28 protein-coding genes and 1 riboswitch are annotated in these 26,468 nt (G+C 61.9%); of the genes, 11 read left to right on the top strand and 17 right to left on the bottom strand.

Annotation, left to right across the window (positions count from 1 at the left end; translation table 11 throughout):
* Positions 1–27: 27 nt before the first annotated feature.
* Genes pilQ through Q0799_RS06425 form a run of 5 tightly spaced genes read right to left on the bottom strand, consistent with a single transcriptional unit; the run spans position 28 to position 5,018 of the window.
* Entirely contained in the window at positions 28–2,163 is a 2,136-nt protein-coding gene (gene pilQ / locus Q0799_RS06405; RefSeq protein ID WP_298395893.1) for a type IV pilus secretin family protein, read from the bottom strand.
* Positions 2,160–2,705 (bottom strand): pilus assembly protein PilP, encoded by a 546-nt coding sequence (locus Q0799_RS06410; RefSeq protein ID WP_298395896.1) that lies wholly within the window; start codon positions 2,703–2,705, stop codon positions 2,160–2,162. Before Q0799_RS06410 ends, pilQ begins: the two co-directional genes overlap by 4 nt.
* A complete protein-coding gene (locus Q0799_RS06415) occupies positions 2,702–3,376 on the bottom strand; it encodes a type 4a pilus biogenesis protein PilO (protein WP_298395898.1) in 675 nt (224 codons plus the stop codon). Before Q0799_RS06415 ends, Q0799_RS06410 begins: the two co-directional genes overlap by 4 nt.
* Positions 3,373–3,936 (bottom strand): PilN domain-containing protein, encoded by a 564-nt coding sequence (locus Q0799_RS06420; RefSeq protein WP_298395899.1) that lies wholly within the window; start codon positions 3,934–3,936, stop codon positions 3,373–3,375. The genes Q0799_RS06415 and Q0799_RS06420 overlap by 4 nt, the downstream gene beginning before the upstream one ends.
* Positions 3,933–5,018, bottom strand: coding sequence for a pilus assembly protein PilM (locus Q0799_RS06425; protein ID WP_298395901.1), 1,086 nt, complete (start codon positions 5,016–5,018; stop codon positions 3,933–3,935). The genes Q0799_RS06420 and Q0799_RS06425 overlap by 4 nt, the downstream gene beginning before the upstream one ends.
* Before the next feature lie 159 nt (positions 5,019–5,177).
* On the opposite strand from Q0799_RS06425, the gene Q0799_RS06430 reads away from it, so the two are divergent.
* Complete coding sequence (locus Q0799_RS06430) at positions 5,178–7,514, top strand: penicillin-binding protein 1A (protein ID WP_298395903.1); 2,337 nt, start codon at positions 5,178–5,180, stop codon at positions 7,512–7,514.
* Here the strand turns inward: Q0799_RS06430 and cyaY are convergent, their stop codons facing one another.
* The gene (gene cyaY / locus Q0799_RS06435) at positions 7,515–7,832 is read right to left on the bottom strand and encodes an iron donor protein CyaY (RefSeq protein WP_298395906.1); all 318 of its coding nucleotides are present in this window, start codon (positions 7,830–7,832) and stop codon (positions 7,515–7,517) included.
* Positions 7,833–7,873: 41 nt separating this feature from the next.
* Between cyaY and Q0799_RS06440 the strand changes: the two genes are divergently transcribed.
* From Q0799_RS06440 to Q0799_RS06455, 4 genes are all read left to right on the top strand, one after another.
* The gene (locus tag Q0799_RS06440; protein WP_298395910.1) at positions 7,874–8,002 is read left to right on the top strand and encodes a lipoprotein; all 129 of its coding nucleotides are present in this window, start codon (positions 7,874–7,876) and stop codon (positions 8,000–8,002) included.
* Entirely contained in the window at positions 7,999–9,261 is a 1,263-nt protein-coding gene (gene lysA / locus Q0799_RS06445) for a diaminopimelate decarboxylase (RefSeq protein WP_298395914.1), read from the top strand. Before Q0799_RS06440 ends, lysA begins: the two co-directional genes overlap by 4 nt.
* Entirely contained in the window at positions 9,258–9,635 is a 378-nt protein-coding gene (locus Q0799_RS06450; protein WP_298395917.1) for an RNA-binding S4 domain-containing protein, read from the top strand. Before lysA ends, Q0799_RS06450 begins: the two co-directional genes overlap by 4 nt.
* 88 nt (positions 9,636–9,723) lie before the next feature.
* Positions 9,724–10,020, top strand: a complete 297-nt coding sequence (locus tag Q0799_RS06455) for a hypothetical protein (protein ID WP_298395920.1) — start codon at positions 9,724–9,726, stop codon at positions 10,018–10,020.
* A 57-nt stretch (positions 10,021–10,077) separates the two neighbouring features.
* Here the strand turns inward: Q0799_RS06455 and Q0799_RS06460 are convergent, their stop codons facing one another.
* From Q0799_RS06460 to Q0799_RS06510, 11 genes are all read right to left on the bottom strand, one after another.
* Positions 10,078–10,968, bottom strand: coding sequence for an AEC family transporter (locus Q0799_RS06460; protein ID WP_298395923.1), 891 nt, complete (start codon positions 10,966–10,968; stop codon positions 10,078–10,080).
* 73 nt (positions 10,969–11,041) lie between these two features.
* Positions 11,042–12,370 (bottom strand): ATP-dependent protease ATPase subunit HslU, encoded by a 1,329-nt coding sequence (gene hslU, locus Q0799_RS06465; RefSeq protein WP_298396457.1) that lies wholly within the window; start codon positions 12,368–12,370, stop codon positions 11,042–11,044.
* A gap of 11 nt (positions 12,371–12,381) precedes the next feature.
* Positions 12,382–12,918 (bottom strand): ATP-dependent protease subunit HslV, encoded by a 537-nt coding sequence (hslV, locus tag Q0799_RS06470; RefSeq protein WP_028994104.1) that lies wholly within the window; start codon positions 12,916–12,918, stop codon positions 12,382–12,384.
* 11 nt (positions 12,919–12,929) lie between these two features.
* Positions 12,930–14,210, bottom strand: a complete 1,281-nt coding sequence (locus Q0799_RS06475) for an STAS domain-containing protein (RefSeq protein WP_298395928.1) — start codon at positions 14,208–14,210, stop codon at positions 12,930–12,932.
* 85 nt (positions 14,211–14,295) lie between these two features.
* On the bottom strand, positions 14,296–15,489 hold the full coding sequence (locus tag Q0799_RS06480) for a class I SAM-dependent rRNA methyltransferase (RefSeq protein ID WP_298395931.1): 1,194 nt from the start codon (positions 15,487–15,489) through the stop codon (positions 14,296–14,298).
* A 76-nt stretch (positions 15,490–15,565) separates the two neighbouring features.
* Positions 15,566–15,718 (bottom strand): hypothetical protein, encoded by a 153-nt coding sequence (locus Q0799_RS06485; protein ID WP_169720478.1) that lies wholly within the window; start codon positions 15,716–15,718, stop codon positions 15,566–15,568.
* A gap of 114 nt (positions 15,719–15,832) precedes the next feature.
* Complete coding sequence (gene xerC, locus Q0799_RS06490) at positions 15,833–16,726, bottom strand: tyrosine recombinase XerC (protein WP_298395940.1); 894 nt, start codon at positions 16,724–16,726, stop codon at positions 15,833–15,835.
* The gene (locus Q0799_RS06495; RefSeq protein ID WP_298395945.1) at positions 16,723–17,394 is read right to left on the bottom strand and encodes a DUF484 family protein; all 672 of its coding nucleotides are present in this window, start codon (positions 17,392–17,394) and stop codon (positions 16,723–16,725) included. Before Q0799_RS06495 ends, xerC begins: the two co-directional genes overlap by 4 nt.
* Positions 17,391–18,221, bottom strand: coding sequence for a diaminopimelate epimerase (gene dapF, locus Q0799_RS06500; RefSeq protein ID WP_298395948.1), 831 nt, complete (start codon positions 18,219–18,221; stop codon positions 17,391–17,393). The genes Q0799_RS06495 and dapF overlap by 4 nt, the downstream gene beginning before the upstream one ends.
* A 60-nt stretch (positions 18,222–18,281) precedes the next feature.
* Positions 18,282–18,785, bottom strand: coding sequence for an N-acetyltransferase (locus tag Q0799_RS06505; RefSeq protein WP_298395951.1), 504 nt, complete (start codon positions 18,783–18,785; stop codon positions 18,282–18,284).
* An 85-nt stretch (positions 18,786–18,870) separates the two neighbouring features.
* Positions 18,871–19,710, bottom strand: a complete 840-nt coding sequence (locus tag Q0799_RS06510; RefSeq protein WP_298395954.1) for a lysophospholipid acyltransferase family protein — start codon at positions 19,708–19,710, stop codon at positions 18,871–18,873.
* A 159-nt stretch (positions 19,711–19,869) separates the two neighbouring features.
* Between Q0799_RS06510 and metK the strand changes: the two genes are divergently transcribed.
* The 6 genes from metK (at position 19,870) to Q0799_RS06540 (ending at position 26,416) form a co-directional block, all read left to right on the top strand.
* Entirely contained in the window at positions 19,870–21,033 is a 1,164-nt protein-coding gene (metK, locus tag Q0799_RS06515) for a methionine adenosyltransferase (RefSeq protein WP_298395957.1), read from the top strand.
* 63 nt (positions 21,034–21,096) lie between these two features.
* The gene (locus Q0799_RS06520) at positions 21,097–22,302 is read left to right on the top strand and encodes an HD-GYP domain-containing protein (RefSeq protein ID WP_298395960.1); all 1,206 of its coding nucleotides are present in this window, start codon (positions 21,097–21,099) and stop codon (positions 22,300–22,302) included.
* Between the two features lie 20 nt (positions 22,303–22,322).
* Positions 22,323–22,387: riboswitch (S-adenosyl-L-homocysteine riboswitch) on the top strand.
* Between the two features lie 73 nt (positions 22,388–22,460).
* A complete protein-coding gene (gene ahcY, locus Q0799_RS06525; protein ID WP_298395963.1) occupies positions 22,461–23,861 on the top strand; it encodes an adenosylhomocysteinase in 1,401 nt (466 codons plus the stop codon).
* 36 nt (positions 23,862–23,897) lie between these two features.
* The gene (locus tag Q0799_RS06530) at positions 23,898–24,719 is read left to right on the top strand and encodes a TlyA family RNA methyltransferase (protein WP_298395966.1); all 822 of its coding nucleotides are present in this window, start codon (positions 23,898–23,900) and stop codon (positions 24,717–24,719) included.
* Positions 24,716–25,540, top strand: a complete 825-nt coding sequence (gene metF / locus Q0799_RS06535; RefSeq protein WP_298395969.1) for a methylenetetrahydrofolate reductase [NAD(P)H] — start codon at positions 24,716–24,718, stop codon at positions 25,538–25,540. Before Q0799_RS06530 ends, metF begins: the two co-directional genes overlap by 4 nt.
* Positions 25,541–25,579: 39 nt before the next feature.
* Positions 25,580–26,416: an HDOD domain-containing protein gene (locus Q0799_RS06540; RefSeq protein WP_281981888.1), complete on the top strand. Its 837-nt coding sequence runs from the start codon at positions 25,580–25,582 to the stop codon at positions 26,414–26,416.
* The last annotated feature ends 52 nt before the right edge of the window (positions 26,417–26,468 follow it).

Genomic DNA, 26,468 nt, shown 5'->3' on the forward strand with positions numbered 1-26,468 from the left:
GCCTTTTTCCTCTCCCCCTACCAGGCATCAATCCAGGCGAAGCTTTTCCGAGATGATTCGCGGCGTGATGAAGATCAGCAGTTCGCGACGGTTCCCGAAATCGTTCTTGTACTTGAACAGCCAGCCAAAGAATGGAACATCACCGAGCAACGGTACTTTTTCAACCTTGGACTGGCTGTTGGTGATAAAAACACCGCCGACTACCACCGTACCGCCATTCTCGACCACCACATTGGTCTCAACAACAGAGCTCTTGATCGGCGGATTCCCCAGCACCGCCCGCGTCCAATCGGCCTCTTCCTTCTTGACCAACAACGCCATCTTGACGGTTCCCTCGGGCGTGATCTGCGGCGTCGCTTCAAGCGAAAGCTTGGCCGGCTTGAAGCTGACCGTCTGCGTCACCACACCGCCGCTACTGGACGTTGTGACATAAGGAATCTCAGTACCATCCTCAATCTTGGCCCGAACGTTGTTTGCCGTAATAACCCGCGGGCTGGAAATCAGCTTACCCAAACCGTCTGCCTGCAAGGCAGCAATTTCCATATTGAGAATTCTCGTCAGACTGGAGTTGAACAGCGAGAAGGCCAGGGTTCCGCCGGTTGACTCAAACGAAGGGAGATTTACGCCTAGCAAATTCCCTGACTGCCCGGCCGTAACAGAAGTAGCAGTTGCATTTACAGTACCAGGTGTAACGGTTCCACTAGAAAAACCAACTCCGCTATCTCCACGATTTAAAAATTTCTTGTTATTTATGAAGCCAAGCTTGGTGCCGATTGATTTATTAAAATCATCACTCGCCTCAACGATTCGTGCTTCGATCAGCACCTGCCTGGCACCGACATCGATGGTCCTGATGAAGGTCCGGATTTCATCCAGCTTGGTAGCAATATCGTTCACGAACAGAATGTTCGACTGTGGGTCCGCAACTGCACTACCACGCTTGCTGAGTATGCGCTGCGTCGACACAGCACCTTCCTCCGAAGACTCTCCCGCCAGCAGTTTCGAAACATCAACGGCGCGCTGGTAGTTCAGCACAAACTGCTCCACTTGCAAGGGCTCAAGCTCGCTGATCTGCTGACGCGACTCGAACTCCAGCTTCTCACGCGTTGCAATTTCATCGCGCGGCGCAATCATGACGATGTTGCCGTTCTTACGCATGTCCAGCCCTTTTTGCTGGAAGATGATATCGATAACCTGATCCGCCGGAACATCCTTGAGAACCAGAGTCGTCGTCCCGGTAACGGTTTCGCTGATCACCGCGTTCAGACCAAGTTCCTCGGCCATCAGGCGCAACAGGGCGCGAACGTCGCCGTTCTGATAATTGATGCTGACACGCGGCCCCTGATAACCGATCTTGCTTCCCTGGACCAGCTTGTTCGGATCTTCGACGATCTTCTTGACCTCGATCACGAACTGATTATCGGTTTGATAGGCATTGTGCTCCCACAAACCCTTGGGGGTGATGGTCATGCGCACATTCTCACCGATGCTGCGTGTTTCGACACCGATGACCGGTGTCGCGAAATCGGTAACATCAAGCTTGCGGCGTAAGTGATCCGGCAGACTCGTCTTCATGAAATCGACGATCAGGTTCGCGCCCTGCTTGCGGATGTCAATCCCGGTTCCGGCATCGCTCAAATCGACCAGGACTCGGCCTTCGCCGTCCCGCCCCCGACGGAACATCACGTCACGGACAGCATGGCGAGCACCAATGACGCTTTCCTCGGCAAAACGAACCGTACGCTCGGCAACCGTATCGCTTAGCCGCTCAATGGGCGAGAGGGTGACATAAAGGGATTTACCGTCGATGCGGGTGCGGTAATTCATGTTGCGCACAAGATTGAGCACCAGGCGAGTGCGATCAGCGACCTGAACGACGTTGACGCTACGCAAATCCCCCTCGTTCAATACCTGCGTGGTTTTACCCAGTGCGTTTGCGGTGGATGGAAAATCGAACGCGATCCGCGCCGGATTGGCCACGGCAAACCCGGCCGGAGGTGTCGCCAGCGCTTCGCGCAGATCAATCTTCACCGCCGTTTCATTACCCTGCTGGGCGACATTGACCGCCTCTATCGCATTTGCCGCCGGTTTTTCCGCCCGGACCGGAGAGGCCGCCACAAGGCAGGTCGCCGCAATCGCCACTGCGTAGTTGAACAATTTCATTTACCGCTCCCCTCCGTGGTCTGCAGGTACAGCGAACTCTGGCGCTCGCTCCATTCCCCGGCAGAATCCTGAATCAATTCCCGCAATTTCAGTTCGTTTTCGGCAATTTCGGTCACCATGCCGAAATCCAGCCCCAAATAGTCGCCGACCTTAACCTGCCTGACGTTGTCCTCGTACTTGATGACCGCTATCGGGCGATTATTGATGACCATGTGACCGATCATCGACAGCGATTCCAGAGGGTATTTTTCCAACACGCTATTACGCAATTCTCGGGCCTCGAAATCAGGCTGGAATTGTCCCCCCTTGCCGGCCCCCTGGCGGAATTTGGAATCAGGCTCGATCTTGCTGGCCGTGAACGGGGCAACCAGATCATTCACTTCGTAAGGTACCGGCTCATACGGCGTGACTTCCGGAATCGGGGTCACCCGACCACGCAGATCCCGGGTATTCTCGTCCATCCACTGCCGCAAGTCCTCGTGATCGCCACCAGAACAGGCTACAAGCAACAGACATACGGATGCCAGAAGCGGAAGTCTCACTTTCCACCTCCTTGATCCGGACGTTTCTGCTGAGCAATTTCGCTCTCATCGAGATAACGGAACGTCTTCACCGTCGCATCCAGTGTCAGATCACCGCCCTTCAGCGGCGTCACCGATATGCCGTTCAGCGTCACGATGCGCGGCAATTTGGCGATATCCGCAGCAAATGCACCGATATCATGATACGAGCCGTTGATCTTGACCGTCACCGGCAACTCGGCGTAAAAATCCTTCGCCACTTCCGCGCCCGGCCGGAATAACTCGAATTGCAAGCCCCGTCCCAGACCCGCCTGATTGACTTCGATCAACAAGGCCTCGACTTCGGACTTGTTCGGCAGCTGCTTCAGCAAAGTACCGAAGGAGCGATCAATTTCCGCAAGTTGCTGGGTATAGAGATCGAGATTGACCGCCTGCCGCTTCTTCAGCAGGAACTGGTCCTTGAGCGTCAGTTCCTCGTTCTCTCGGGTTTCCAGGGTATTCAGCTGATCGCTCCAGACGAACCACCAACCGGCCAGCAGCAAAGCAAAGAACAGACCGATCAGTATCGTCACCTTGGGAACCAGCGGCCACGCCCCTGGATCGTTCGGATTCAAATGACGAAAATCTTCCAGCGCCGCCTGAAAGTCGACCTGGCGCAGCTTTTCGGGCAGAGCGAGCGACTTGGATTTCATTGCAATTTCTCCTCGACCGCCGCGCGGCTCAAGGTGAAGTCCATCCCGAATTCGTTAACCCGGCGCCCATTGAGTACCACTGCCTTGGTTTCGATCAGACGCGGGTTCTCCATCCATGACGACCCTTCGATGTTACGCATCAAGGCAGAAACCCGGGCATTCGACTGGGCGTAACCGGTCACATTGACATTGACGCCTTCCTGCTTCAATGACTTCAGATAGACCCCCTCAGGTACCTGACGGACCAACTCGCTGAGCAAATAGACCGTTTCTCCACGATCACGCTGCAGATCTTCGATGACTTGTTTGCGCGCCAGCAGGGCCTGGGTTTGTTCCCGAAGGCGCTTGATCTGCTCCAACTGCTTGTCGAGCAGGGCAATCTCCTGCTTCAGAAAGTCGTTCTTCCTGCCTTGCGCTTCAATTTGGGCATCAATCAGGGAATAAACGGCAAAAATCACGACAATTGCCAGGACACTGATCAAACCGGAAAGGACGTAGAACTGCTCGCGCCTGGCTTTACGCGCCTCTTCCCGATGCGGTAACAGGTTGATGCGTATCATGCTGGATCAAACCTCCGCAACGCCAAGCCACACGCAACCATCAGCGAAGACGAATCGGCAAGCAGGCTGCGCGCTCTGACCCGGTCCGACAGAAGCATGTTGGCAAAAGGATTGGCAACCAGCGTATTGAATTGCGTACGCGTGGCCACGACCTCGTCGATACCCGGGATGACGGCACAGCCTCCGGCCAGGACGATGTGATCCACCTGGTTGAACTGGGTCGATGTAAAGAAGAATTGCAGCGCCCGTGAGACTTCCAGCGCCAGGTTTTCCATGAAGGGGTTCAACAACTCGGCTTCGTACCCTTCGGGCAGATTTCCCGAGCGCTTTGCCGCTTCGGCATCCTCGATGGACATGCCGTAATGACGGGAAATATCCAGCGTCAGCTGACTTCCGCCGAAGGCCTGTTCCCGGGCATATACCTGCACACCGTTGCGCATGACGGTAAGGTTCATCAAATTCGCGCCGGCATCGATCAGGGCCACGACCTGATTCCGCCCGCCTTCCGGCAACTGTCGCTCAATCAATTCGAACGCAGCCAATGTTGCGTAGGACTCGACATCGACAAGCACGGCTTTCAAGCCGGCTGCTTCGGCAACCGCCACTCGGTCCTCGACACGCTCCTTCTTGGAAGCGGCGATCAGCACCTCGACCTCATCCGGCACGGCAGGCGCCGGACCAAGCACTTGGTAGTCGAGATTGACGTCATCGATGGAGAACGGAATATATTGATTTGCTTCAGTTTCGACCTGCACCTCAAGGTCTTCCTCCCGCAAACCGGCCGGAACTATGATCTTCTTGGTGATGACCGCGGAGGCAGGCAGTGCCATCGCCACGTTGCGCGTCGAGGTTCCCAGGCGCTTCCAGGCTCGCTTGACGACATCGACCACAGCCTCAAGATTGGCAATATTGCCGTCCGATACCGCATCCTTGGGCAACACCTCAATGGCGTAGCGCTCAACGCGATACCCTTCCTTTCCGTTGGCGGTCAGTTCCACCAGCTTGACAGCCGACGAACTGATATCGAGCCCGAGCAAAGGGCGCGCCTTCGGATTCAGCAGAGCGGAGATATCGAAGCCCACCACACCCCCAGAAAAGTCCTTACAGATTACGATCTTAGAAGAAGAACCAATAATTCACTTCAGATGCTAGCAACAAGCCCTCACAGTGTAAAGCACTTTTATACCCGGTGAATTGCCACAGCGTATAATGCGAACACCCTTGCCACACCCCCTGCGCCAATGCCCCCTTTGCTTCGACTGCTCGCCTACCCGCTACTTGCCATCACCGGGCTCATCGCCATTGCCGTGGCTGTTGCCGCCATCATAATTGCGCTGGCCTACCCGAATCTGCCTTCCCTTGAGGCGCTCACGGACTATCGCCCCAAAATCCCCCTGCGGGTATACACGGCAGACGGCCACCTGATCGGAGAGTTTGGCGAAGAGCGTCGCGCCGTCGTGGCCATCGGCGATGTTCCGGATATCCTGAAACAAGCCATTCTGGCGGCCGAAGACGACAGATTCTATCAGCACATCGGCATTGATTATACCGGTATCATTCGCGCCGCAAGCTCAAATCTGCTGAGTGGCGGAAAAAAGCAGGGCGCATCGACGATCACTCAGCAGGTTGCCCGGAATTTCTTCCTGACTACAGAAAAAACCTACACGCGGAAACTGTATGAAGCCCTGCTGTCGTTGAAAATCGAGAGCAATCTCAGCAAGGATCAGATTCTCGAGCTGTACATCAACCAGATCTTCCTAGGACAGCGGGCTTACGGCTTCGGTGCTGCCGCTCAGATTTATTTCGGCAAACCGCTGCAAAGCATTTCGATCGCCGAAGCGGCGATGCTCGCCGGCCTGCCCAAGGCCCCTTCGGCTTACAACCCGATTGCCAACCCAAGGCGCGCCAGAATCCGCCAGGAATATGTACTGCGGCGAATGCTCGAACTTTCCTACATCACCGAGGCGCAGCACGAACTCGCCCTCAAGGAGCCCTTGATCATCAAGCGCGAGCTCTCCGAATACGCCGTCAATGCCGAATTCGTCGCTGAAATGGCTCGCCAGATCGCCGCCGAACGCTTCCCCGAGGACGTATACACCCGCGGCATGAAGGTCTACACGACCCTGATCCGTGACGAACAGGAGGCCGCCTATCGCGCGCTGCGCGAAGGCGTGCTCGCCTACGACCGGCGTAACGGTTACCGGGGCGTCGAAACGCAAGTGGACATGACGAACATCTCCTCCGAACAGGATGAGGACATCGACGTCCTGCTGCAGGACATCAGCGACGCCGGCGACCTTCGCCCGGCGCTGGTCCTGAACGCAGACCCCAACAGCATCCGCGCGTACGTCAAGGGTGGCGAGACGATCACCCTGAACGGCGAGTCCGTCAAGTTCGCGGCGCGTATGCTCAGCGATAAGGCGCCGCCGAAGAAGCGCATTGTGCGTGGTGCCATCATCCGGGTAATCAAGGATGCCAAAGGTCACTGGCAGATCAGTCAGTTACCGGAAGTCGAGTCCGCGTTTGTCGCGATCGAACCGGGCGATGGTGCCATCCGCGCCCTGGTCGGCGGCTTCGATTTCAACCGCAACAAGTTCAACCACGTCACCCAGGCCTGGCGACAACCCGGTTCCAGCTTCAAGCCCTTCATCTACTCCGCCGCACTGGAAAAAGGCTTTCACCCGGGCAGCATGATCGAGGACGAACCCATCATGATCTCGGCAGGAGAAACGGGCTCACAGGCCTGGGCGCCGAAGAACTACGACGGCAAGTACGAAGGACCGATGACCATGCGCGCGGCGTTGGCCAAATCGAAGAACATGGTGTCGATACGACTGCTGCAGGCGATCAGCCCTCAATACGCACAGGATTACGTCACCCGTTTCGGCTTCGACGCAGACAAGCACCCCCCCTACCTGACCATGGCCCTCGGCGCCGGTTCGGTCACCCCCTGGCAAATGGTTTCAGGCTACGCCGTCTTCGCCAACGGCGGCTATCGCGTGACGCCTTATGTCGTGCGCGAAATCCGTGACGAGAAGGATCGGGTCGTCGCCATGGCCACCCCCCTGCAGGCTGGCGACGAATCGATACGCGCCATCGATGCGCGCAATGCCTACCTGACCGACTCGATGATGCGCGACGTCACCATCTACGGCACCGCCGCCCGCGCATCGAACCAGCTGAAACGACGCGATCTCGCCGGCAAGACAGGCACCACCAACGAGTACGTCGACGCCTGGTTCTGCGGCTACCAGATGACCGTTGCCGGCTGCGCCTGGGTCGGTTTCGACCAGCCGAAAAAACTCGGCAACCGTGAAACCGGCGGTGTCGCTGCGCTGCCGATCTGGATCGGCTACATGAATACCGCCTTGAGAAAGGTTCCGGAACAGCTTCCGCTCATGCCAAATGGGCTGAGCGTGGTGAATAACGAAGATGGCTCATCCTCGAGTCACGTTTACTCGGAAAACCTGCCCGCAGCAAACGCAACGGAAACCCAGAAACCTTCCGGCACCGCGCCGGTCGTGCCGCCACCTGAAGGCTGGCCGGCCGAATTGCGTCACCTCATGGGTAACAACTGATCACTCAAGTTCGACCGGCTCGCCGGCCTGCTGGCTGGCGAGCAGCGACAACCGTGCCATCAGTTCGACTCCGTCGCGGGTATCGCACCACGCCTGACCGTTCCAGCGAAAGTGAAAACCGCCACTGCGTGCCGCAACCCAGATCTCCCGAGCCACCGCATGCCGGTTGACGATGATCTTGCTGCTGTCGGCAAATTCGATTTCCAGGACACCCCCGCTCGCCAGCTCAAAATCGATATCGGCCGAACTTGCCTCCAGCGCAGCCTCGATCCTGTTCATGGCCTGCTCGGCCCGGACATTGAATTCGCTGTCATCCATGGTGTGCTAACATCCCCAACTTCGCCGACCGCGACCCAAACATGTCCAGAATCGCCGCCGTACTGATCATCCTGAGCCTTGCCGCCTGCGGCATGAAAGGCCCGCTCGAATTGCCGCCCAAGGGCGGTGCGACAGATGGTAGCACGGCTCAACGCAGCCCCGCCCGATGACCCACTTTGCTCTCAAGAACGGCGTCCTGCACGCCGAATCCGTCGCCCTGCCGACCATCGCCGAACAATTCGGCACGCCGGCCTACGTCTATTCGCGTGCCGCCCTGAGCGAATCGCTGAAGGAATTCCACGACGTCCTCGGCGCGCATCCGGCCGGTGCCGGCGCGCTCGTCTGCTACGCCGTCAAGGCCAACTCCAATCTTGCCATCCTGAACCTGTTTGCCCGCCTCGGCGCCGGCTTCGACATCGTTTCCGGCGGTGAACTGCAGCGCGTACTGGCTGCCGGCGCCGATCCGAAAAAGATCGTCTTCTCCGGCGTCGGCAAGACGGCTGCAGAAATGAAGCTGGCGCTCGAAGCCGGCATCTTCTGCTTCAATATCGAATCGATCCCGGAAATCGAGCGCCTCAACGAAGTGGCCGGCCAACTCGGCAAGAAGGCGCCGGTAAGCCTGCGCGTCAATCCAAACGTCGATCCGAAGACCCACCCCTACATCTCGACCGGCCTCAAGGAAGCCAAGTTCGGCGTCGCCTACGACGACGCGCTGGCGCTCTACCGCCGCGCCGCTGCGCTGCCGAACATTGCCGTCGCCGGCATCGACTGCCACATCGGCTCGCAACTGCTTGATCCGTCGCCGTTTGCCGAAGCGCTCGACCGCATCCTGGCGTTGATCGACCAATTGGCGGCAGAAGGCATACACATTCATCACATCGACCTCGGCGGCGGCCTCGGCATCAAGTACCGCGCCGATCAGGTGCAGCCGACCGTCGCAGCCTACCTGAATCCGCTGCTCGACAAACTGCAGGGCCGTGGCCTGCAAGTGGTGCTCGAACCGGGCCGCCGCCTGGTCGGCAATGCCGGGCTGCTGCTAACCCGCGTGGAGTTCCTCAAGCATGGCGAAGCCAAGGATTTCGCCATCATCGACGCGGCGATGAACGACCTGATGCGCCCGGCGCTCTACGAAGCCTGGCACGACATCGATCCGGTCGTGCCGCGGGCAGGTGCCACGCGCGACTACGACGTCGTCGGCCCGGTCTGCGAAACCGGCGACTTTCTCGGCCAGTCGCGGCCGCTGAACATCCAGCCGGGCGACCTGCTCGCCGTGATGTCGGCCGGCGCCTACGGCATGGCCATGGCCTCGAACTACAACACCCGCCCACGCGCCGTAGAAGTCATGGCCGACGGCGATCAGGTACACGTCATCCGCCAGCGCGAGACCGTCGAACAGCTTTACGCCGGCGAGTCCCTCCTGCCGCAGTGAACGGCGTACGCATCGACAAGTGGCTGTGGGCCGCGCGTTTCTTCAAGACGTGCAGCCTGGCCACCGATGCGGTTGGCGGTGGCAAGGTCAAGCTGAACGGCGCGCCAGCCAAGCCGGCGCGTGAGGTCAAGGTCGGCGATCGGCTCGACGTATCGAACGGCGAGTCGCGCTGGCAGGTTACCGTCCTCGGCCTGTCGGAAAAACGTGGCCCAGCCAGCGAAGCACGCCTGCTCTATGAAGAAACGCCAGACAGCATCGCTGCGCGTGAAGCCGAGCAATTACGCCGAAAATTCACCCACGAGCCGGCCGCCGACATCCACGGCCGACCGACCAAACGCGACCGGCGACGACTCGGCCAGGTGGGTCGCCAGTAGCCAATTACAAAAATTTACGCATTTGCGGCAGAGACTGCCTAAGCTACAACCAGAAGCGCTGTTTAATCGGCCACCCACGGAGAAAGCCATGAAAACTCACAACTACCTTCTCGCTGCCTTGCTTTGCGCAGCCCCGCTGGCTCATGCCATCAGCCCGTCTTCCGTCGCCGCCAAGCAGGGCGTGAATCCCAGCACAGTAAGCAGCAACGGCGGCTTCGATTTCAAGGCTCGCGACAACGGCAAGCACACCGGCTGGTGTAAAGGCAACGGCCATATCGAAGCACCGGGAAACAAGGCTTCCGGTCATCGCAATCATTGGGACTGCGTGGCTGAGGATGTCGATTACTGCGTCGCCAACCCGGACGATCCGGCCTGCGCTGAATAACACCGGGAAAATAACCGGGCGCTGGAATCCGGCGCCCCGGTTTGTTTCTGAGCCAGCTTACACAAGCACCATTGCCAAGGCCAGCGGCAGGAAGATCAACGCCGCCAGGTTACCGACCAGCACGATCGACGCCACCCGCTGCGGCTCCTGCTTGTAACGCTCGGCAAACAGGAAGTTGAGCACGGCCGGCGGCAATGCCCCGAACACCAGCAGCATCGCTGCATCACGCCCTTCCAGGCCGAGCAGCTGGATCACCCCATAGGCGACCACCATGCCGGCCAGCGGCCGCAGCAGTGCGCTGCCCACCGACAGTTTCCACTCGCCGAACGAGACGTCGGTCATCCGGACACCGAGCGAGAACAGCAGCAGCGGCACCGAGACGTCGCCGAGCATCTTGATGGCAATGACCAGCGGTTGCCAGACGGGAATCTTCAACACCGCCACGGCGAGGCCGGCGATGGCGGCGAACACCACCGGGATGCGCCAGAGCATCAGGATGCGCGTTTTCGGGTCGAGCAGCTTGGCACCGAAGGAAAAATGCAGAGTGTTCTCGACCATGAACAGGATCACCGCCGCCGGCAGCGCCGCTTCGCCCCAGGCAAGCACGGCCAGCGGCAGGCCAATGTTGCCTGAGTTGTTGAACATCATCGGCGGCGCCAGCGTCTTCGGCTGCACGCCGCAGAGCCTGGCAATCGGCCAGGCGAGCAGGCCGCATACGGCAAGCACGATGAAGCCGCCAAGTGCCAGCGGCGCATAAGCGGCGAGATCGAAGGACTTGCCGGCCATCGCGGCAAACACCAGCGCCGGCACGAAGACATCCATGTTCAGCCGGTTGGCCACCGCCATCTCCGGCTTGTGCTTGCGGCCGTAAAAATAGCCGGCGGCGACGATGCCGAAGATCGGAAAGAGGATGGCCAACAGGCGGAAGGTCAGGCTGCTTTCGTCCACGGTTCGGCCTCAGCAAAGGATGGGGAAGCGGGTTGTGCGGGCAACGCCGCCGCCCGCACATCGGGAAATACGCTTACAGGACGTAACGCGACAGGTCTTCGTCGGCCGCCACTTCGCCGAGCTTTTCATTGACGTAGGTGGCATCAACCGCGACCCTTTCCAGCCCGATCTTGCCGGCCTCGAAGGAAACTTCCTCAAGCAGCTTTTCCATCACTGTGTGCAGCCGCCGGGCGCCGATGTTTTCGGTCTTCTCATTCACCTGGAAGGCAATCTCGGCCATGCGCCGGATGCCGTCCGCGGCGAAATCGACGCTGACGCCCTCAGTCGCCAGCAGTGCCTGGTACTGCTTGGTCAGGCAGGCATCGGTCTGGGTCAGGATGCATTCGAAATCGGCTACCGACAGCGATTCGAGCTCGACGCGGATCGGGAAACGGCCCTGCAGTTCGGGAATCAGGTCGGACGGCTTGGACAGGTGGAAGGCGCCGGAGGCGATGAACAGGATATGGTCGGTCTTGATCATGCCGTACTTGGTCGACACGGTCGTACCCTCGACCAGCGGCAGCAGGTCGCGCTGCACGCCCTGGCGCGACACGTCGGCCCCCTGCATGTCGGAACGGCTGGCCACCTTGTCGATCTCGTCGATGAAAACGATGCCGTTCTGCTCGACCGCCTTGACGGCGGCCAGCTTGATTTCCTCGTCGTTGACCAGTTTCGCCGCCTCCTCGTCGGTCAGCAGCTTGAACGCCTCGCTGATCTTCAACTTGCGCGATTTTTTCTTGCCGCTACCCATGTTCTGGAACATGCCCTGAATCTGCTGGGTCAGTTCCTCCATGCCCGGCGGCGCGAAGATTTCGGCCTGCATTGCCGGCGCGGCCAGCTCGATGTCGATTTCCTTGTCGTCGAGTTCGCCCTCGCGCAATTTCTTGCGGAATTTCTGGCGCGTCGCGTTATCGCTGTTCGCCGCCGAGTCCTCGGCGTAGAAGCCGGGGCTGCGGGCCGGCGGCAGCAGTACGTCGAGGATGCGCTCCTCGGCGGCATCCTCGGCTCGACCGCGGTTGGCTTTCATGGCCCGTTCGCGGTGCCCCTTGATCGCCATGTCGACCAGATCGCGGATGATGGTCTCGACATCCCGGCCGACGTAGCCGACCTCGGTAAATTTGGTCGCCTCGACCTTGATGAAAGGCGCATCGGCCAGGCGTGCCAGGCGACGAGCGATCTCGGTCTTGCCGACACCGGTCGGGCCGATCATCAGGATGTTCTTCGGCGTGATTTCCTGGCGCAGCGGCTCGGCCACCTGGGCGCGCCGCCAGCGGTTGCGCAAGGCGATGGCCACCGCCTTCTTGGCCGCATTCTGGCCGACGATGTGCTTGTCGAGTTCGGAGACGATCTCCTTCGGGGTCATCGTGGCGCCACTCATTCCAGCGTCTCCAGCGTGAAGTTGCGATTGGTGTAGATGCACAGGTCGCCGGCGATCTCGAGCGACTTGGTGACGATCTCCAGCGGGCTCAGTTCGGTGTTTTCCAGCAAGGCGCGCGCCGCGCTCTGCGCGTAGGCGCCACCGGAACCAATGGCGACGATGCCGTATTCGGGCTCGAGCACATCACCGTTGCCGGTAATGACCAGCGACGATTCACGGTCGGCGACCGACAACATCGCTTCCAGGCGACGCAGCGCCCGGTCGGTCCGCCAGTCCTTGGCCAGTTCGACCGCTGAACGCACCAGATGCCCCTGATGCTTTTCCAGTTTGGCCTCGAAACGTTCGAACAGCGTGAAGGCATCGGCGGTACCGCCGGCGAAACCAGCGAGAATCTTGCCCTGATACAGCCGGCGTACCTTCTTCGCCGTCCCCTTGATGACGATGTTACCCAGGGTCACCTGACCGTCGCCGCCCATCGTGACGACGTTGCCCCGGCGCACCGACAGGATCGTCGTGCCGTGATATTGCTCCATGGAAAACCCTTTTAAGACTTGGGAACGATGATGCGCGCCTGCTTGTTCAGGCCGACCACGGCCATCAACTCGGCGACCAGATGGTTCGGGCTGCGGATGACGATTTCCTTGCCGGCCGCCTTGAACGGTGCCAACCGGTTGACCAGTTGCCCGGCGGAATAAAAATCGACCCGACGTACGCAGGAAAAATCGATGACCGGCTGGTCGCTGCCTTCCAGCAGCGGGAGCATGTCCTCGAAACGCTCGCTTTTCAGGTCGCCGCTCAGGTAATGGATCTCGGCCCCGCGAGCCGTCTCGGCCTCCGCCTTCGTCGGCTTGTTCTTGCCGGCGACCCGCTGCGGCTCCCAGGACGGCGGCGACAGCTCGAAAGTCACCGCATAATCGACTGCCCGCTCTTCAAAATGCTCCTGCGTTCCATGACGCTGCAGCAATTCGAGCAACAGGCGCCAGGACGGTTCATGCGCCGCGTCGCCGACCTTCAGACGTTCGTCCAGGCGCTTGATCAAGGCATCGGCACCGGTCAATGCCAGCGCCTTGCCGCGACGCCGGGCGTCGATCAGTGCCTCGGCCAGCATGCCTGCCACCAGATCGTCGCACCCGGCCAGGCGGCTGAAATCGAGGCGCAACTCCCCGGCTTGCGCCAGCAACTGGGTCAATTGCTGGACCTGACGACAATCGTCGGCGGTCAACACACCCTGCAGGGCAAGCGCCTGTCCGCCCTCCGCCGGCAATGCCTGAAGGCATTGCTCCGCCCGCCAAGCCGGCGGCGACAATTCAAAGCGCTCGGCAAACTCGAGTCCGTAGCGATCGAAAGCCGCCCGATCGCCAAGAATCTGCAGCAGATCGAAAAGCAAGCGCCACAGGCGTATTCCCTCATCCCCGGGATAGGCCCGCAACAGGCTTTCGAGAATGCTGCGCGCCGCGTCATCCTGACCGTTGGCAAACAGTACCGCAACCTGCTCGACATCGGCCTGCAAGGGATCGACGTCGTGCTCGACGTCGATTGCCATGACGCTCGACTCGGTGAAATCGCTGTCGAAATCATCGATAGCCATGGCGACATCGATCTTGCGTTGCGGTACGGCAGCAGCAACCGGCTTGGCCGGTGCTGGCCCGGCCACTGCCGGCGCCGGCTTGTCAACGCTGAATTCGAGATCGGGCAAGGGTTCCAAGGAAACAGGCGCTTCTTCAACCGGCGGGTTCAGCTTCATTTCCGGCAAAGGCGCGCGCGGGCGTGCCGCCGTCCGTTCCGGCATTTTTTGCGGCTGCTTCTTGAAGAAGGAAAAAACCATGACCACTCCACACGCTGAGTGTCTGTTTTAGCACGCACCGCCCATTTATGGCAACGGCAGCGGCTAGGAAAATGTCATCACACTTTCAATCGACCTGGACCAGCAAGCCCTTTAGATACTCACCCTCGGGAAAGTTCAACGCCACCGGATGATCGGCCGCGCCGGCCAGCCGGCGGACGATGCGCGCATCACGGCCGGCGTCGTGGGCAGCGCCGGCGACGATCTTCTGGAACAGTTCGAGGCCAATCCCGCCGGAACAGGAGTAAGTCATCAGCATGCCACCCGGACGCAGCAGGCGGCAGCCGAGGACATTGATGTCCTTGTAGGCACGGGCGGCGCGTTCGGCATGGGCCGCCGACGGGGCGAACTTGGGCGGGTCGAGGACGATCAGGTCGAACTTGCGGCCGGCCTGGCGGAAGTCGCGCAAGGCCTGGAAGACATCGGCTTCCTGCCATTCGGCGCGTTCGGCCGGCAGTTGCGGATTGAGCGCCAGGTTGGCGCGGGCCTGCGCCAGCGCCGGGCCGGACGAGTCGATCGACAGCACGCTCGCGGCGCCGCCGGCCAGCGCCTGCAGCGAGAACCCCCCGGTGTAGCAGAAGCAGTTGAGGATATCCTTGCCGGCCGCCAGCTCGCCGAGCAGGCGGCGGTTCTCGCGCTGATCGAGGTAGAAGCCGGTCTTGTGCCCGCCGGCGATATCGACCGCCAGGCGCACGCCGTTTTCCGTGATCGACAGCGGCTCGCCCGGTGCCTCGCCGTGCAACCAGCCGGTAGTCGGCTCCAGCCCTTCGAGGGCGCGCACTTCCGAATCCGAGCGTTCGTAGACGCGGGCGCAGCCGGTGGCCTTGACCAGGCCGGCGACGATGGCCTTGCGCCATTTGTCGGCACCGGCCGAGGTCAGCTGGACGACGACGGTATCGCCGTAGCGATCGGCGATGACGCCGGGCAGACCATCGGATTCGGCATGAATCAGGCGCACGCCGTCCTGGCCGCGCAACTCCGGCAGTGCATCGCGGCGGGCGACGGCGACGGCGATGCGGCGCTTGAAGAAGGCATCATCGACCGACTCGTCGGCATCGAAGGTCCAGAAACGAGCGCGGATCTGCGACTGCGGACTGTAGGCGGCGCGCCCGAGCGGACGCAGGTTGTCGGCCAGCACCTCGACGGTGTCGCCGGGACGGGCACGCCCTTCAAGGCGGCCGACCGAACCTGCAAACAGCCAGGGGTGGCGCTGCTTCATCGCCGACCGTTCCTTGCCGGGCATCAGGATCAACTGGGCCATATCACTTTCTCGACCGGTAAATGCAAGAAGCCCCGGTTACCTTGCGATAACCGGGGCCGGAAATGCTTGATGCGGCTTAGTTGCCCAGCGGCTTGCGGTTGCGCTGATGGCACTCGACGGCGTACATGGTCTTGAACGTCGTCTTGCCGTCGCCCTTGAACAGGCGCTTGACGGACTTGGAAACACAGCGGCGTTCCAGGATGTTGCGGCGGGTACGGTTGATGGCCATGGATGACTCCGGATTTCGGCGAAATTTTGAAAGACGCGCATTATGCCGGGTTGACGCGCCGATGGTCAATTACCACTTGATTTTTTGGCCGTTTTCGCCGCCGGCCATCACGCCTCAACGTTTCGCGCGCGGGTGCGCCTTGTCGTAAACGCTGGCCAGGTGCTGGAAGTCGAGATGAGTATAGACCTGGGTCGAGGCGATGCTGGCATGGCCGAGCATCTCCTGGACCGCGCGCAGATCGCCCGAGGACTGCAGCACGTGCGAGGCGAATGAATGGCGCAGCATGTGCGGATGGACGTGCTGCGGCAAACCCAACCGGAGCGCGCGTTGCGCCAGCCGCAGTTCGACCGAACGCGGACTGATGCGCCGACCGCGCCGATTGACGAACAACGCCGGCTCATCGGCCGCCGCCAGTTCGTCGCGGACCGCCGCCCAGGCCACCAGGGCTCGCCGCGCCTGAGCGCCGACGGGGATCAGACGCGGCTTGCTGCGCTTGCCGAGAACGCGGACCTCGCCTTCATGCAGGATGCCGTCGAGCGCGTCGCGGTCGAGACCGACCAGCTCGGCCAGACGCAGGCCGGACGAATAGAGCAACTCGAACATCGCCGCGTCGCGGGCTTCCAGCCGGCTGTCGCCGTCGTCGGCAGGTTCGAGCAGGCGCGCCGCCTCGTCGACCGACAGCGCCTTGGGCAAGCGGCGCGGCGACTTCGGCGCACGCATGCCGTCGCAGGGATTGACTTTCACCAGTCCGCGCTCGCCGAGCCAGGCGAAAAAGCCGCGCCAGGCCGACAGCAGCCGCGCCAGCGAACGCCCGGACAAGCCTTTGGCGTGCAGGCTGGCGACAAAACGGCGGATGTGATGGACGAGCAACCGGTCAAGCGGCTGCCCTTCGGCGGCGGTCAGCAGTTGCGCCAGGTCGCGCCGGTAATTGGCAACGGTGTGTGGCGACAGCCGGCGCTGCTCGGCGAGTTCGTCGAGATACGCAGCGACGGCCTCGGCCGGGGTCACAGCGTGCTCTTGGTCACCCGCGCCAGCGCCGCCGAAACCATCTCGCCGATGCGCTCGAGGTAGAGCGTGCCCATGTCGGCGTAGAAGCGCTGGTTTTCCTCGCTGCCGAGGGCGACCATGCCGATGGTGCCGCCGCCGTTACGCAGGGCGATCAGCGCCTGCGAGCGGATATGCGGCGCGGCCTCGCCGAACCAAGAGGCGGTGCCGAAACCGGCGGTCGACCCGCAGTAGGGACGCGCCAGCGTCTCGGCGAAAACCTGGAGTTCCTCGCTGACCGCAGCAAATTCCGGCAAATCTTCGATGCCGGCCGGTTTGTCCCACAGACGCAGGGCCACGTGCGGCACCGAAAAATCGTCGCGCAGGTGGAAATTGAGCAGGTGGATCACCGCCTGGAAGGTTTCGGCCGCGATCAGGCCGACCGCCAGGCGATGGACCTTTTCGGAAATCCTGTCGTTTTCCTCGCCGAAGGCGATCAGTTCGGCCAGCTTGCTCTCGCTGGCCCGATTCTTCTCGCGCAGGGTCAGCATCTGCCGCTCGGCCAGCGAAACCGCCCGGCCGCCGTGCGGATGCGGCACGAAGATCTGCGCCATCAAGTCGGCGTACTGTTCGAAGAAGCCGGGGTTGTTCTTCAGGTAGTCGGCGATTTCGTCGGGAAACATGGCGCTCATAATTCGATTTCTCCGGAGAAGACAGTCACGGCCGGGCCGGTCATCATGACCGGACGGCCTTCGCCGCCCCAGGCAATGGTCAGGTCGCCGCCGCGCGTCGTCACGCGCACCGGCGACTCAAGCAGGCCGCGCCGGATGCCGGCCACGGCAGCCGCACAGGCGCCGGTGCCGCAAGCCAGGGTTTCGCCGGCACCGCGCTCATAGACCCGCAGGCGGATCGCATGCCGGTCGACGATCTGCATGAAGCCGGCGTTGACCCGCTGCGGAAAACGTTCGTGCGACTCGATCAGCGGCCCGTGCTCACCGACCGGCGCCTGATCGACGCAATCGACGACCTGCACGGCGTGCGGATTACCCATCGAGACGACGCTGATCTCCAGCGTCTCGTCGGCCACGTCAAGGTTATAGATGACGACATCGTCGTCGTGCAGGAAAGGAATTTCCTGCGGCGAGAAGCGCGGCACCCCCATGTCCACCGTGACATTGCCGTCCCCTTCGAGACGCGGCGAAATGATGCCGCGCATCGTCTCGACACGAATCTCGCGCTTGTCGGTCAGCCCCTGCTCATGGACAAAACGGACGAAACAGCGGGCGCCGTTGCCGCACTGCTCGACCTCGCCGCCGTCGGCATTGAAGATGCGGTAACGGAAATCGACACCCGCCTGAGTCGGCTTTTCAACCACCAGAATCTGGTCGCAACCGACCCCGAAATGCCGGTCGCCGAGGTAGCGCAACTGCTCCGGGGTCAGGGAAAACTGTTGACGCACGCCGTCGAGAACAACGAAGTCGTTGCCCAGACCGTGCATCTTGGAAAATTTGAGCTTCACGAATCGCTCCGCCGTTGAGTTCAAAAAAGAATAGCAGAGACAGTAAGTTATCTCAAATTCCTAAAGTTTTTTCTCCATCACGAAGTCATCCATGACGTAACCATGGCCGATATCGTCAACGGTCGAGGTACGCACGACGAAACCATACTTCATGTAGGAGTTGATCGCCTTCTCGTTGCGCTTGTTGACCTGCAGGATCACGCAAGAATGACCCTGTTTGCGGGCCAGTTCGGCGACATGCTCGATCAATTGCCCCCCGACACCGCGACGCTGGACATCGGGATGGATATAGAGCTTGTCGAGCTTGAACTCGCCCTTGCTCAGTTCGCTGAAGGCAAAGCCGACGCGCCGGCCATCGTGAAAGGCCTGGAACAGCCATTTGTGCAGGTCTTCCAGATCGTCATAGAGACGTTCGTGCCCGTAACGCTGCTCGAGCATGAAATCGATCTGTTCCTGAGTGATGATCCCCGGATAGGTCGCCTGCCAGATTTCGCGGGCCAGTGCGGCGATCGCCGGAACATCCGGTGGGGTGACGGGACGTATTTCGATATTGAGGCTGCTCATGGTGATAAACCCTTGTTCTCCGTTTGGTCCGGAATTTTTCAAACCCCTGCCGCCCGGCCCTGGCTGACAGGCGTCATATCATAGCTCAAGCCGGCGGCGGCTCAGCCCCGCGCGGCTGCTTGTAACGGTTGTAACCCCACAGGTACTGGGCCGGGCACTGGCGGATCAGCGTCTCGATCTCGTGATTGATCTGCTGCGCCCGCGCGACGGTGTCGCCGGTCAGCGGCTGCGTCGGCAACTGGAAATGGATGCGGTAACCGCGCCCGCCCGGCAAGCGCTCGCCCCAGGTCATCAGGGCTGCGGCGCCGGTCTCGGTCAGACGGGCGGCCAGGGTCATGGTATAGGCCGGACGACCGAAGAAATCGAGCCACACGCCCTCGCCGGTCTTCGGCGCCTGATCTGGCAGCATGCCGACCATCTGCCCTTTCTTCAGCGCCTTGATCAGCGCCCTGACGCCGGACAGGTCGGCCGGCGCCAGATGCAGTTGAGCCCGCTTGCGCCCCATCAGGATCAGCTCCTGGGCGGCGGCGGATTTCGGCGGCCGGTAAAGCACGGTGATGTCGCCGAACGAAGACAGGTATTGCGCGGTGATTTCGAAGCAACCGAGATGCGGCGTCAGGAAAACGACGCCCTTGCCGGCCGCCAGCGCGGCTTCAAGATGCGCCCGGCCGACCACGTCCACGACTTGCGCATTGGCTTCGTCGAGCGTGCGCATCCAGATGCGCGACAGCTCCAGCATCTGCTTGCCGGCCTCGGCCGCGGCCGGCAGGTTCAGCGCCGGGTCGATGCCGGCCTGCGCCATGTTGCCGCGCAGGTTGCGCCGGTAGGTCGGCGACAGCAGATAGGTCAGACGCCCGAGCCAGCCACCCAGCCGGTGAATCGAGGACAGCGGCAGATGCGACAGCAGACGGAACAGGAAAACCATGAGACCCCGGGGGTTGAAAGAAATCGGCAAAGGCCTATCATTATGGAATCGCCGAGTTAAACAGACAACTTGCGGGGCGATTCACAAAATCCGCTAAAGCGTCGCCTGCTCGTGGTCCGAAGCCGGTAACGCCGGACCCAAGGACCACTGGAGCATTCCATGAGCGATTACCTGTTCACCTCGGAGTCCGTTGGCGAAGGCCATCCGGACAAGGTCGCCGACCAGATTTCCGACGCCATCCTCGACGCCATCCTGTCGCAGGACAAGCATTCCCGCGTTGCCGCCGAAACCCTGTGCAACACCGGCCTGGTCGTTCTGGCCGGTGAAATCACCACCAACGCCAACGTCGATTACATCCAGATCGCGCGCGACACGATCAAGCGTATCGGCTACGACAACACCGACTACGGCATCGACTACAAGGGCTGCGCCGTGCTCGTCGCCTACGACAAGCAGAGCCCGGACATCGCCCAGGGCGTCAACGCCGCCTACGACGACAACCTCGGCCAAGGCGCCGGCGACCAGGGCCTGATGTTCGGCTACGCCTGCGACGAAACCCCGTCGCTGATGCCGCTGCCGATCTATCTGTCGCACCGCCTGGTCGAGCGCCAGGCCATGCTGCGCAAGGACGGCCGCCTGCCGTGGGCACGCCCGGACGCCAAGTCGCAGGTCACCATCCGCTACGTCGATGGCAAGCCGCACTCGATCGACACCGTCGTGCTGTCCACCCAGCATTCGCCGGACATCAGCCTGGAAGACCTGCGCGAAGCGACCATCGAGCAGATCATCAAGCCGGTCCTGCCGAAGGAGCTGATCAAGGGCGACATCAAGTTCCTGGTCAACCCGACCGGCCGCTTCGTCGTCGGCGGCCCGCAGGGCGACTGCGGCCTGACCGGCCGCAAGATCATCGTCGACACCTACGGCGGGGCCGCACCGCACGGCGGCGGCGCCTTCTCCGGCAAGGACCCGTCCAAGGTCGACCGCTCGGCCGCCTACGCCACCCGCTACGTCGCCAAGAACATCGTCGCCGCCGGCTTGGCCAGCAAGTGCCTGGTGCAGGTTTCGTACGCCATCGGCGTCGCCGAGCCGACCTCGATCATGGTCGAGACCTACGGCACCGGCAAGGTCAGCAACGAAACGCTGACCGCGCTGGTCCGCAAGCACTTCGACCTGCGCCCGAAGGGCATCGTCAACATGCTCGACCTGCTGCGCCCGATCTACCAGAAGACCGCCGCCTACGGCCACTTCGGCCGCGACGAGCCGGAATTCTCGTGGGAAGCCACCGACCGCGCCAATTTGCTGAAAAGCGACGCTGGCCTGTAATCGGCAACAACAGCAAGACAAAAGGGGCTTCGGCCCCTTTTATTTTTGTTACTATTGCCACATATGCTGAAAAAAATCCCGGTCGAGCATCTGCGGCTCGGCATGCACCTTCAGGCCTTCTGTGGCGACTGGCTGGACCATCCGTTCTGGCGGACCCGCTTCGTCCTCAAGGATGCGCAGGATCTGGTCCTGATCCGGGAAAGCAGCATCCGCGAAGTGTGGATCGACATCGACAAGGGCATCGATATCGAAGCGGACCGCACCCGCAGCGAGGAAAAATTCCAGACCATCGAGGAAATCCCCCCGCCACCGCCCGTCGTTCAGCCCAAGGCCGCCTTTGCCGACGAAGTGAAACGCGCCTCGCGCATCGTTGCCAAAGGCCGTGAAGCCGTCGTCTCGATGTTCCAGGAAGCACGCATGGGCAAGGCCATCGAGGCCGAAGCTGCGGCACCGCTGGTCGAGGAAATCTCCAACTCGATGCTGCGCAACCCCGGTGCGCTGGTCAGCATCGCCCGCCTGAAGACGGCGGACGACTACACCTACCTGCATTCCGTCGCCGTCTGCGCCTTGATGATCGCGCTGGCCCGCCAGCTCGGACTCGACGAGCAACAAACGCGCGAAGCCGGCATGGCCGGTCTGCTGCACGATCTGGGCAAGGCGATGATGCCGAGCGCCGTGCTCAACAAACCCGGCAAGCTGACCGACGCCGAATTCGCCGTGGTCAAGACCCACCCGGAAGAAGGCCACAAGCTTCTGCTGGCCGGCAACGGCGCCAGCGAAATCGCCCGCGACGTCTGCCTGCACCACCATGAAAAATTCGACGGCAGCGGCTATCCGGCCGGCCTGTCCGGCGAGGCGATCAGTCTTTACGCGCGCATGGGCGCGGTCTGCGACGTGTACGACGCAATCACCTCCAACCGCCCGTACAAGGCCGGCTGGGACCCTGCCGAATCGATCCGGCGGATGGCCGAATGGAAGGGGCATTTCGATCCGGCCATCTTCCAGGCCTTCGTCAAGAGCCTGGGCATCTACCCGGTCGGTTCGCTGGTCCGGCTCGAATCCGGCAAGCTCGGCGTGGTCGTCGAACAGAATGGGCAATCGCTGCTCAAACCGCGGCTCAAGGTATTTTTCTCGACCCGCTCGCAAAGCTATCTGAAGCCGGAAATCATCGACCTGGCGCGCAGCGCCGAAAAGATTGCCGGCCGCGAAGATGCCGAAAAATGGGGAATCAAGGATGTGGACCGCTACTGGGCTGCCGAAACAGTCTGAAAACGGTTTATAATCCGCTACCTACCGAGGAGCGCTGCAAGAGACCCTATCTCTCAGGCTCGGTTCAAAACTGCGCTCACTGTCCAACCCTGCCGGGCGCAGGGGGTTCGGTGAGTTGAACACCGCCCCTCCCCGTCACAGTTATTCAGGAGCTTACTGTGGCTAATACCCAAGACTACGTCATTGCCGACATCAACCTTGCCGACTGGGGTCGCAAGGAAATCCGCATCGCCGAAGGCGAAATGCCGGGCCTGATGGCCATTCGCGAAGAATTCGCGAAGACCCAGCCGCTCAAGGGCGCACGCATCACCGGTTCGCTGCACATGACCATCCAGACCGCCGTGCTGATCGAGACGCTGACCGCGCTCGGCGCCGAAGTCCGCTGGGCCTCGTGCAACATCTTCTCGACCCAGGATCACGCCGCCGCCGCCATCGCTGCCGCCGGCATCCCGGTCTTTGCCGTCAAGGGCGAAACCCTGGTCGATTACTGGGACTACACCCACCGCATCTTCGAATGGACCGACGGCGGTTACTCGAACATGATCCTCGACGACGGCGGCGACGCAACACTGCTGCTGCACCTCGGCGCCAAGGCCGAGAAGGACATCTCGGTGCTGGCCAAGCCGGGTTCGGAAGAAGAAACCATCCTGTTCGCCGCGATCAAGGCCAAACTGGCCGTCGATCCGACCTGGTACTCGGTGCGCCTGGCCCAGATCAAGGGCGTCACCGAAGAAACCACCACCGGCGTGCATCGCCTGTACCAGATGCATGCCCGCGGCGACCTCAAGTTCCCGGCGATCAACGTCAATGACTCGGTGACCAAGTCCAAGTTCGACAACCTCTACGGCTGCCGCGAATCGCTGGTCGACGGCATCAAGCGCGCCACCGACGTGATGGTCGCCGGCAAGATCGCCGTCGTCTGCGGCTACGGCGACGTGGGCAAGGGTTCCGCCCAGGCCCTGCGCGCGCTGTCGGCGCAGGTCTGGGTCACCGAGATCGACCCGATCTGCGCGCTGCAGGCCGCGATGGAAGGCTACCGCGTCGTCACCATGGAATACGCCGCCGACAAGGCCGACATTTTCGTCACCACGACCGGCAACTTCCACGTCATCACCCATGACCACATGGTCAAGATGAAGAACAACGCCATCGTCTGCAACATCGGCCACTTCGACAACGAAATCGACGTCGCGTCGCTGGAAAAGTACCAGTGGGAAGAGATCAAGCCGCAAGTCGACCACGTCATCTTCCCGGACGGCAAGCGCATCATCCTGCTCGCCAAGGGCCGCCTGGTGAACCTCGGCTGCGCCACCGGCCACCCGTCCTACGTGATGTCCTCGTCGTTCGCCAACCAGACCATCGCCCAGATCGAGCTGTTCACCAAGACCGCCGACTACCCGGTCGGTGTGTACACGCTGCCCAAGCACCTGGATGAAAAGGTCGCCCGCCTGCAGCTGAAGACGCTCAACGTGCAACTGACGACGCTGACGCAGCAACAGGCCGACTACATCGGCGTGCCGGTGGAAGGCCCGTACAAGGCCGACCACTACCGCTACTGATCGTCCGCAGCTGCCACCGAGGCCGCCCCGATAAGCATGAACTCCTTCCATGCCCGCCAGGGCGGTCGGCAACGTGACGAGAAACCGGTCAAGACGCCGGTCGATCGTCACGGCCTGCTGCGCGCCGACGCACTGCTGGTCCAGCGCGGACTGGCGGCGTCGCGCACGCAGGCGCAGCGACTGATCGGCGAAGGCCGGGTACTCGTCGACGGCAAGGCAATCGCCAAGCCGTCGCTGGAACTGCCTGCCGACGCCAGCCTCACCGTTGTCGAAGACGAAAGCGACCGCTACGTTTCGCGCGGCGGCCTCAAGCTGGCCGGCGCCCTGGCGCACACCGGTCTCGATGTCACCGGCAGGATCTGCCTCGATGTCGGGCAATCCACCGGCGGCTTCACCGACTGCCTGCTGCAGGCCGGCGCCGCAAAAGTGGTCGGCGTCGATGTCGGTCATGCTCAACTGCACGCCAAGCTGAAAAACGACGGGCGCGTCAGCGCACTGGAAGGCATCAACTGCCGCGCGCTAACCGCCGCCGATCTCGGCGACGCCATGCCGACCGGCGGTTTCGACCTGATCGTCGGCGACGTCTCGTTCATCTCGATGACCCTGGTGCTGCCGCAACTACCGGCGCTGCTCGCCGCCGACGGCGACCTGCTGCTGCTCATCAAGCCGCAGTTCGAGGTCGGCCCGCACAACATCGGCAAGGGCGGCATCGTGCGCGACCCGTCGCTGTACCGCGAGGTCGAAGGACGCTTCCTTGATCTTGCCCGGCAACTCGGCCTGATGGCAAAAGCCTGGCTCGACAGCCCCATCACCGGCGGCGACGGCAACCGCGAATTCTTTATCTGGCTGAAAAAATGAACACCAATATCTCGATCGAATTCTTCCCGCCGCAGACGCCCGAAGGCGTCGACAAGCTGCGCGCCACCCGGGCCGAACTGGCCAAGCTGAAACCCGAGTTCTTCTCGGTCACCTACGGCGCCGGCGGCTCGACCCGCGAGCGCACCTTCGCCATCGTCCGCGAAATCGCCAGCGAAGGCTTCGACGCCGCGCCGCACCTGTCATGCATCGGCTCGACGCGTGAGTCGATCCGCGAAATCCTGGCCGAATTCAAGGCCGCCGGCATCCGCCGCATCGTCGCCCTGCGCGGCGACCTGCCGTCGGGCATGGCCGAGGCTGGCGAATTCCGCTACGCCAACGAACTGGTCGAATTCATCCGCGCCGAAACCGGCAACCACTTCAGCATCGAAGTCGCCGCCTACCCGGAATGGCACCCGCAAGCACGCAGCCCGAAGGACGACCTCGACGCCTTCGCGCGCAAGGTCAAGGCCGGTGCCAATTCGGCGATCACGCAGTATTTCTACAACGCCGACGCCTACTTCCACTTCGTCGACGAAGCGCGCGCGCTCGGCGTCGACATCCCCATCGTGCCCGGCATCATGCCCATCGTCGGCTTCACCAAGCTGGCCCGCTTCTCGGACGCCTGCGGCGCCGACCTGCCGCGCTGGATGCGCAAGAAGTTCGAGAGCTTCGGCGACGACAGCGAGTCGATCCGTGCTTTCGGCCTCGATCTGGTCACCGAGCTGTGCGAACGCCTGCTCAAGGGCGGCGCCCCGGGCCTGCACTTCTACAGCATGAACCAGTCGGCGCTGACCAGCGAAATCTGTCGTCGCCTGGGCTGAGCAGCACACAGAACGCGGGGCGCAGGGTAAGATTTGCCGATGGATCGCAAACTCGCCCTGCAGGAACTCGCCGACCAAGCCGGTATCGGCGAACTCGTCTTCCCCACCGGGGTCGATGTCTCGCTCAAGTTGCTGCAGCAACTGGACGACCCCGATTGCCACGTCGACCAGGCGGTGCAACTGGTCAAGGGCGCCCCGCTGCTGGCGGCCCGCATCGTCGCGGTCGCCAACAGTGCCGCCTACAGCCGTTCCGGGCAGGCGGTCACCGATCTGCGCACGGCCATCTCGCGGATCGGGCTGCGTACCACCCGCACCCTGACCATGGCCATCACCACCCAGCAGATGGCCGGCCAGTCGGCATCGCCGGAAATCGCCAAGCTGACCCGGCAACTGTGGGAGCACACCGCCCACGTCGCCGCCCTGGCGCAGACCATCGCCCGCCGGATCACGCACCAGGACCCGGAAACCGCGTTCTTCGCCGGCATCGTCCATGAAATCGCCGGTTTTTACCTGATCTCCCGGGCCGCCGGAAATCCCGCCCTGCTGTCGGGCGACCCGGCCGACTGGACCGAGGAAAGCGAACCGCGCATCGCCCGCGCCATCCTCACCCGCATCGGCACCCCGCAAGCCGTCACCGATTCGCTGGATAACCTCTGGGAAGGCCTGCTCTCGCTGCCGCCGGTGACCCTCGGCGACACCCTGCTGCTGGCCAACGAACTGGCGCCGGTCGCCTCCCCCCTGTATCAGGACCAGCCCCCCCGCGCCCCCGACATGGCCCCGGTCATCGACGCCCTGGTCGATGACGCGATGCTCAGCAGCATCCTCGAAGAATCGGCCAGCGAAGTCGCCTCACTGGTCGACGCCTTGCGCTTCTAATACGTTAATTTTCCATCCTGCGTTGACGCCGGCCGGCTGCTTGCCTATAATG

This window comes from uncultured Azonexus sp., from assembly GCF_937982035.1.
Taxonomy (GTDB): domain Bacteria; phylum Pseudomonadota; class Gammaproteobacteria; order Burkholderiales; family Rhodocyclaceae; genus Azonexus.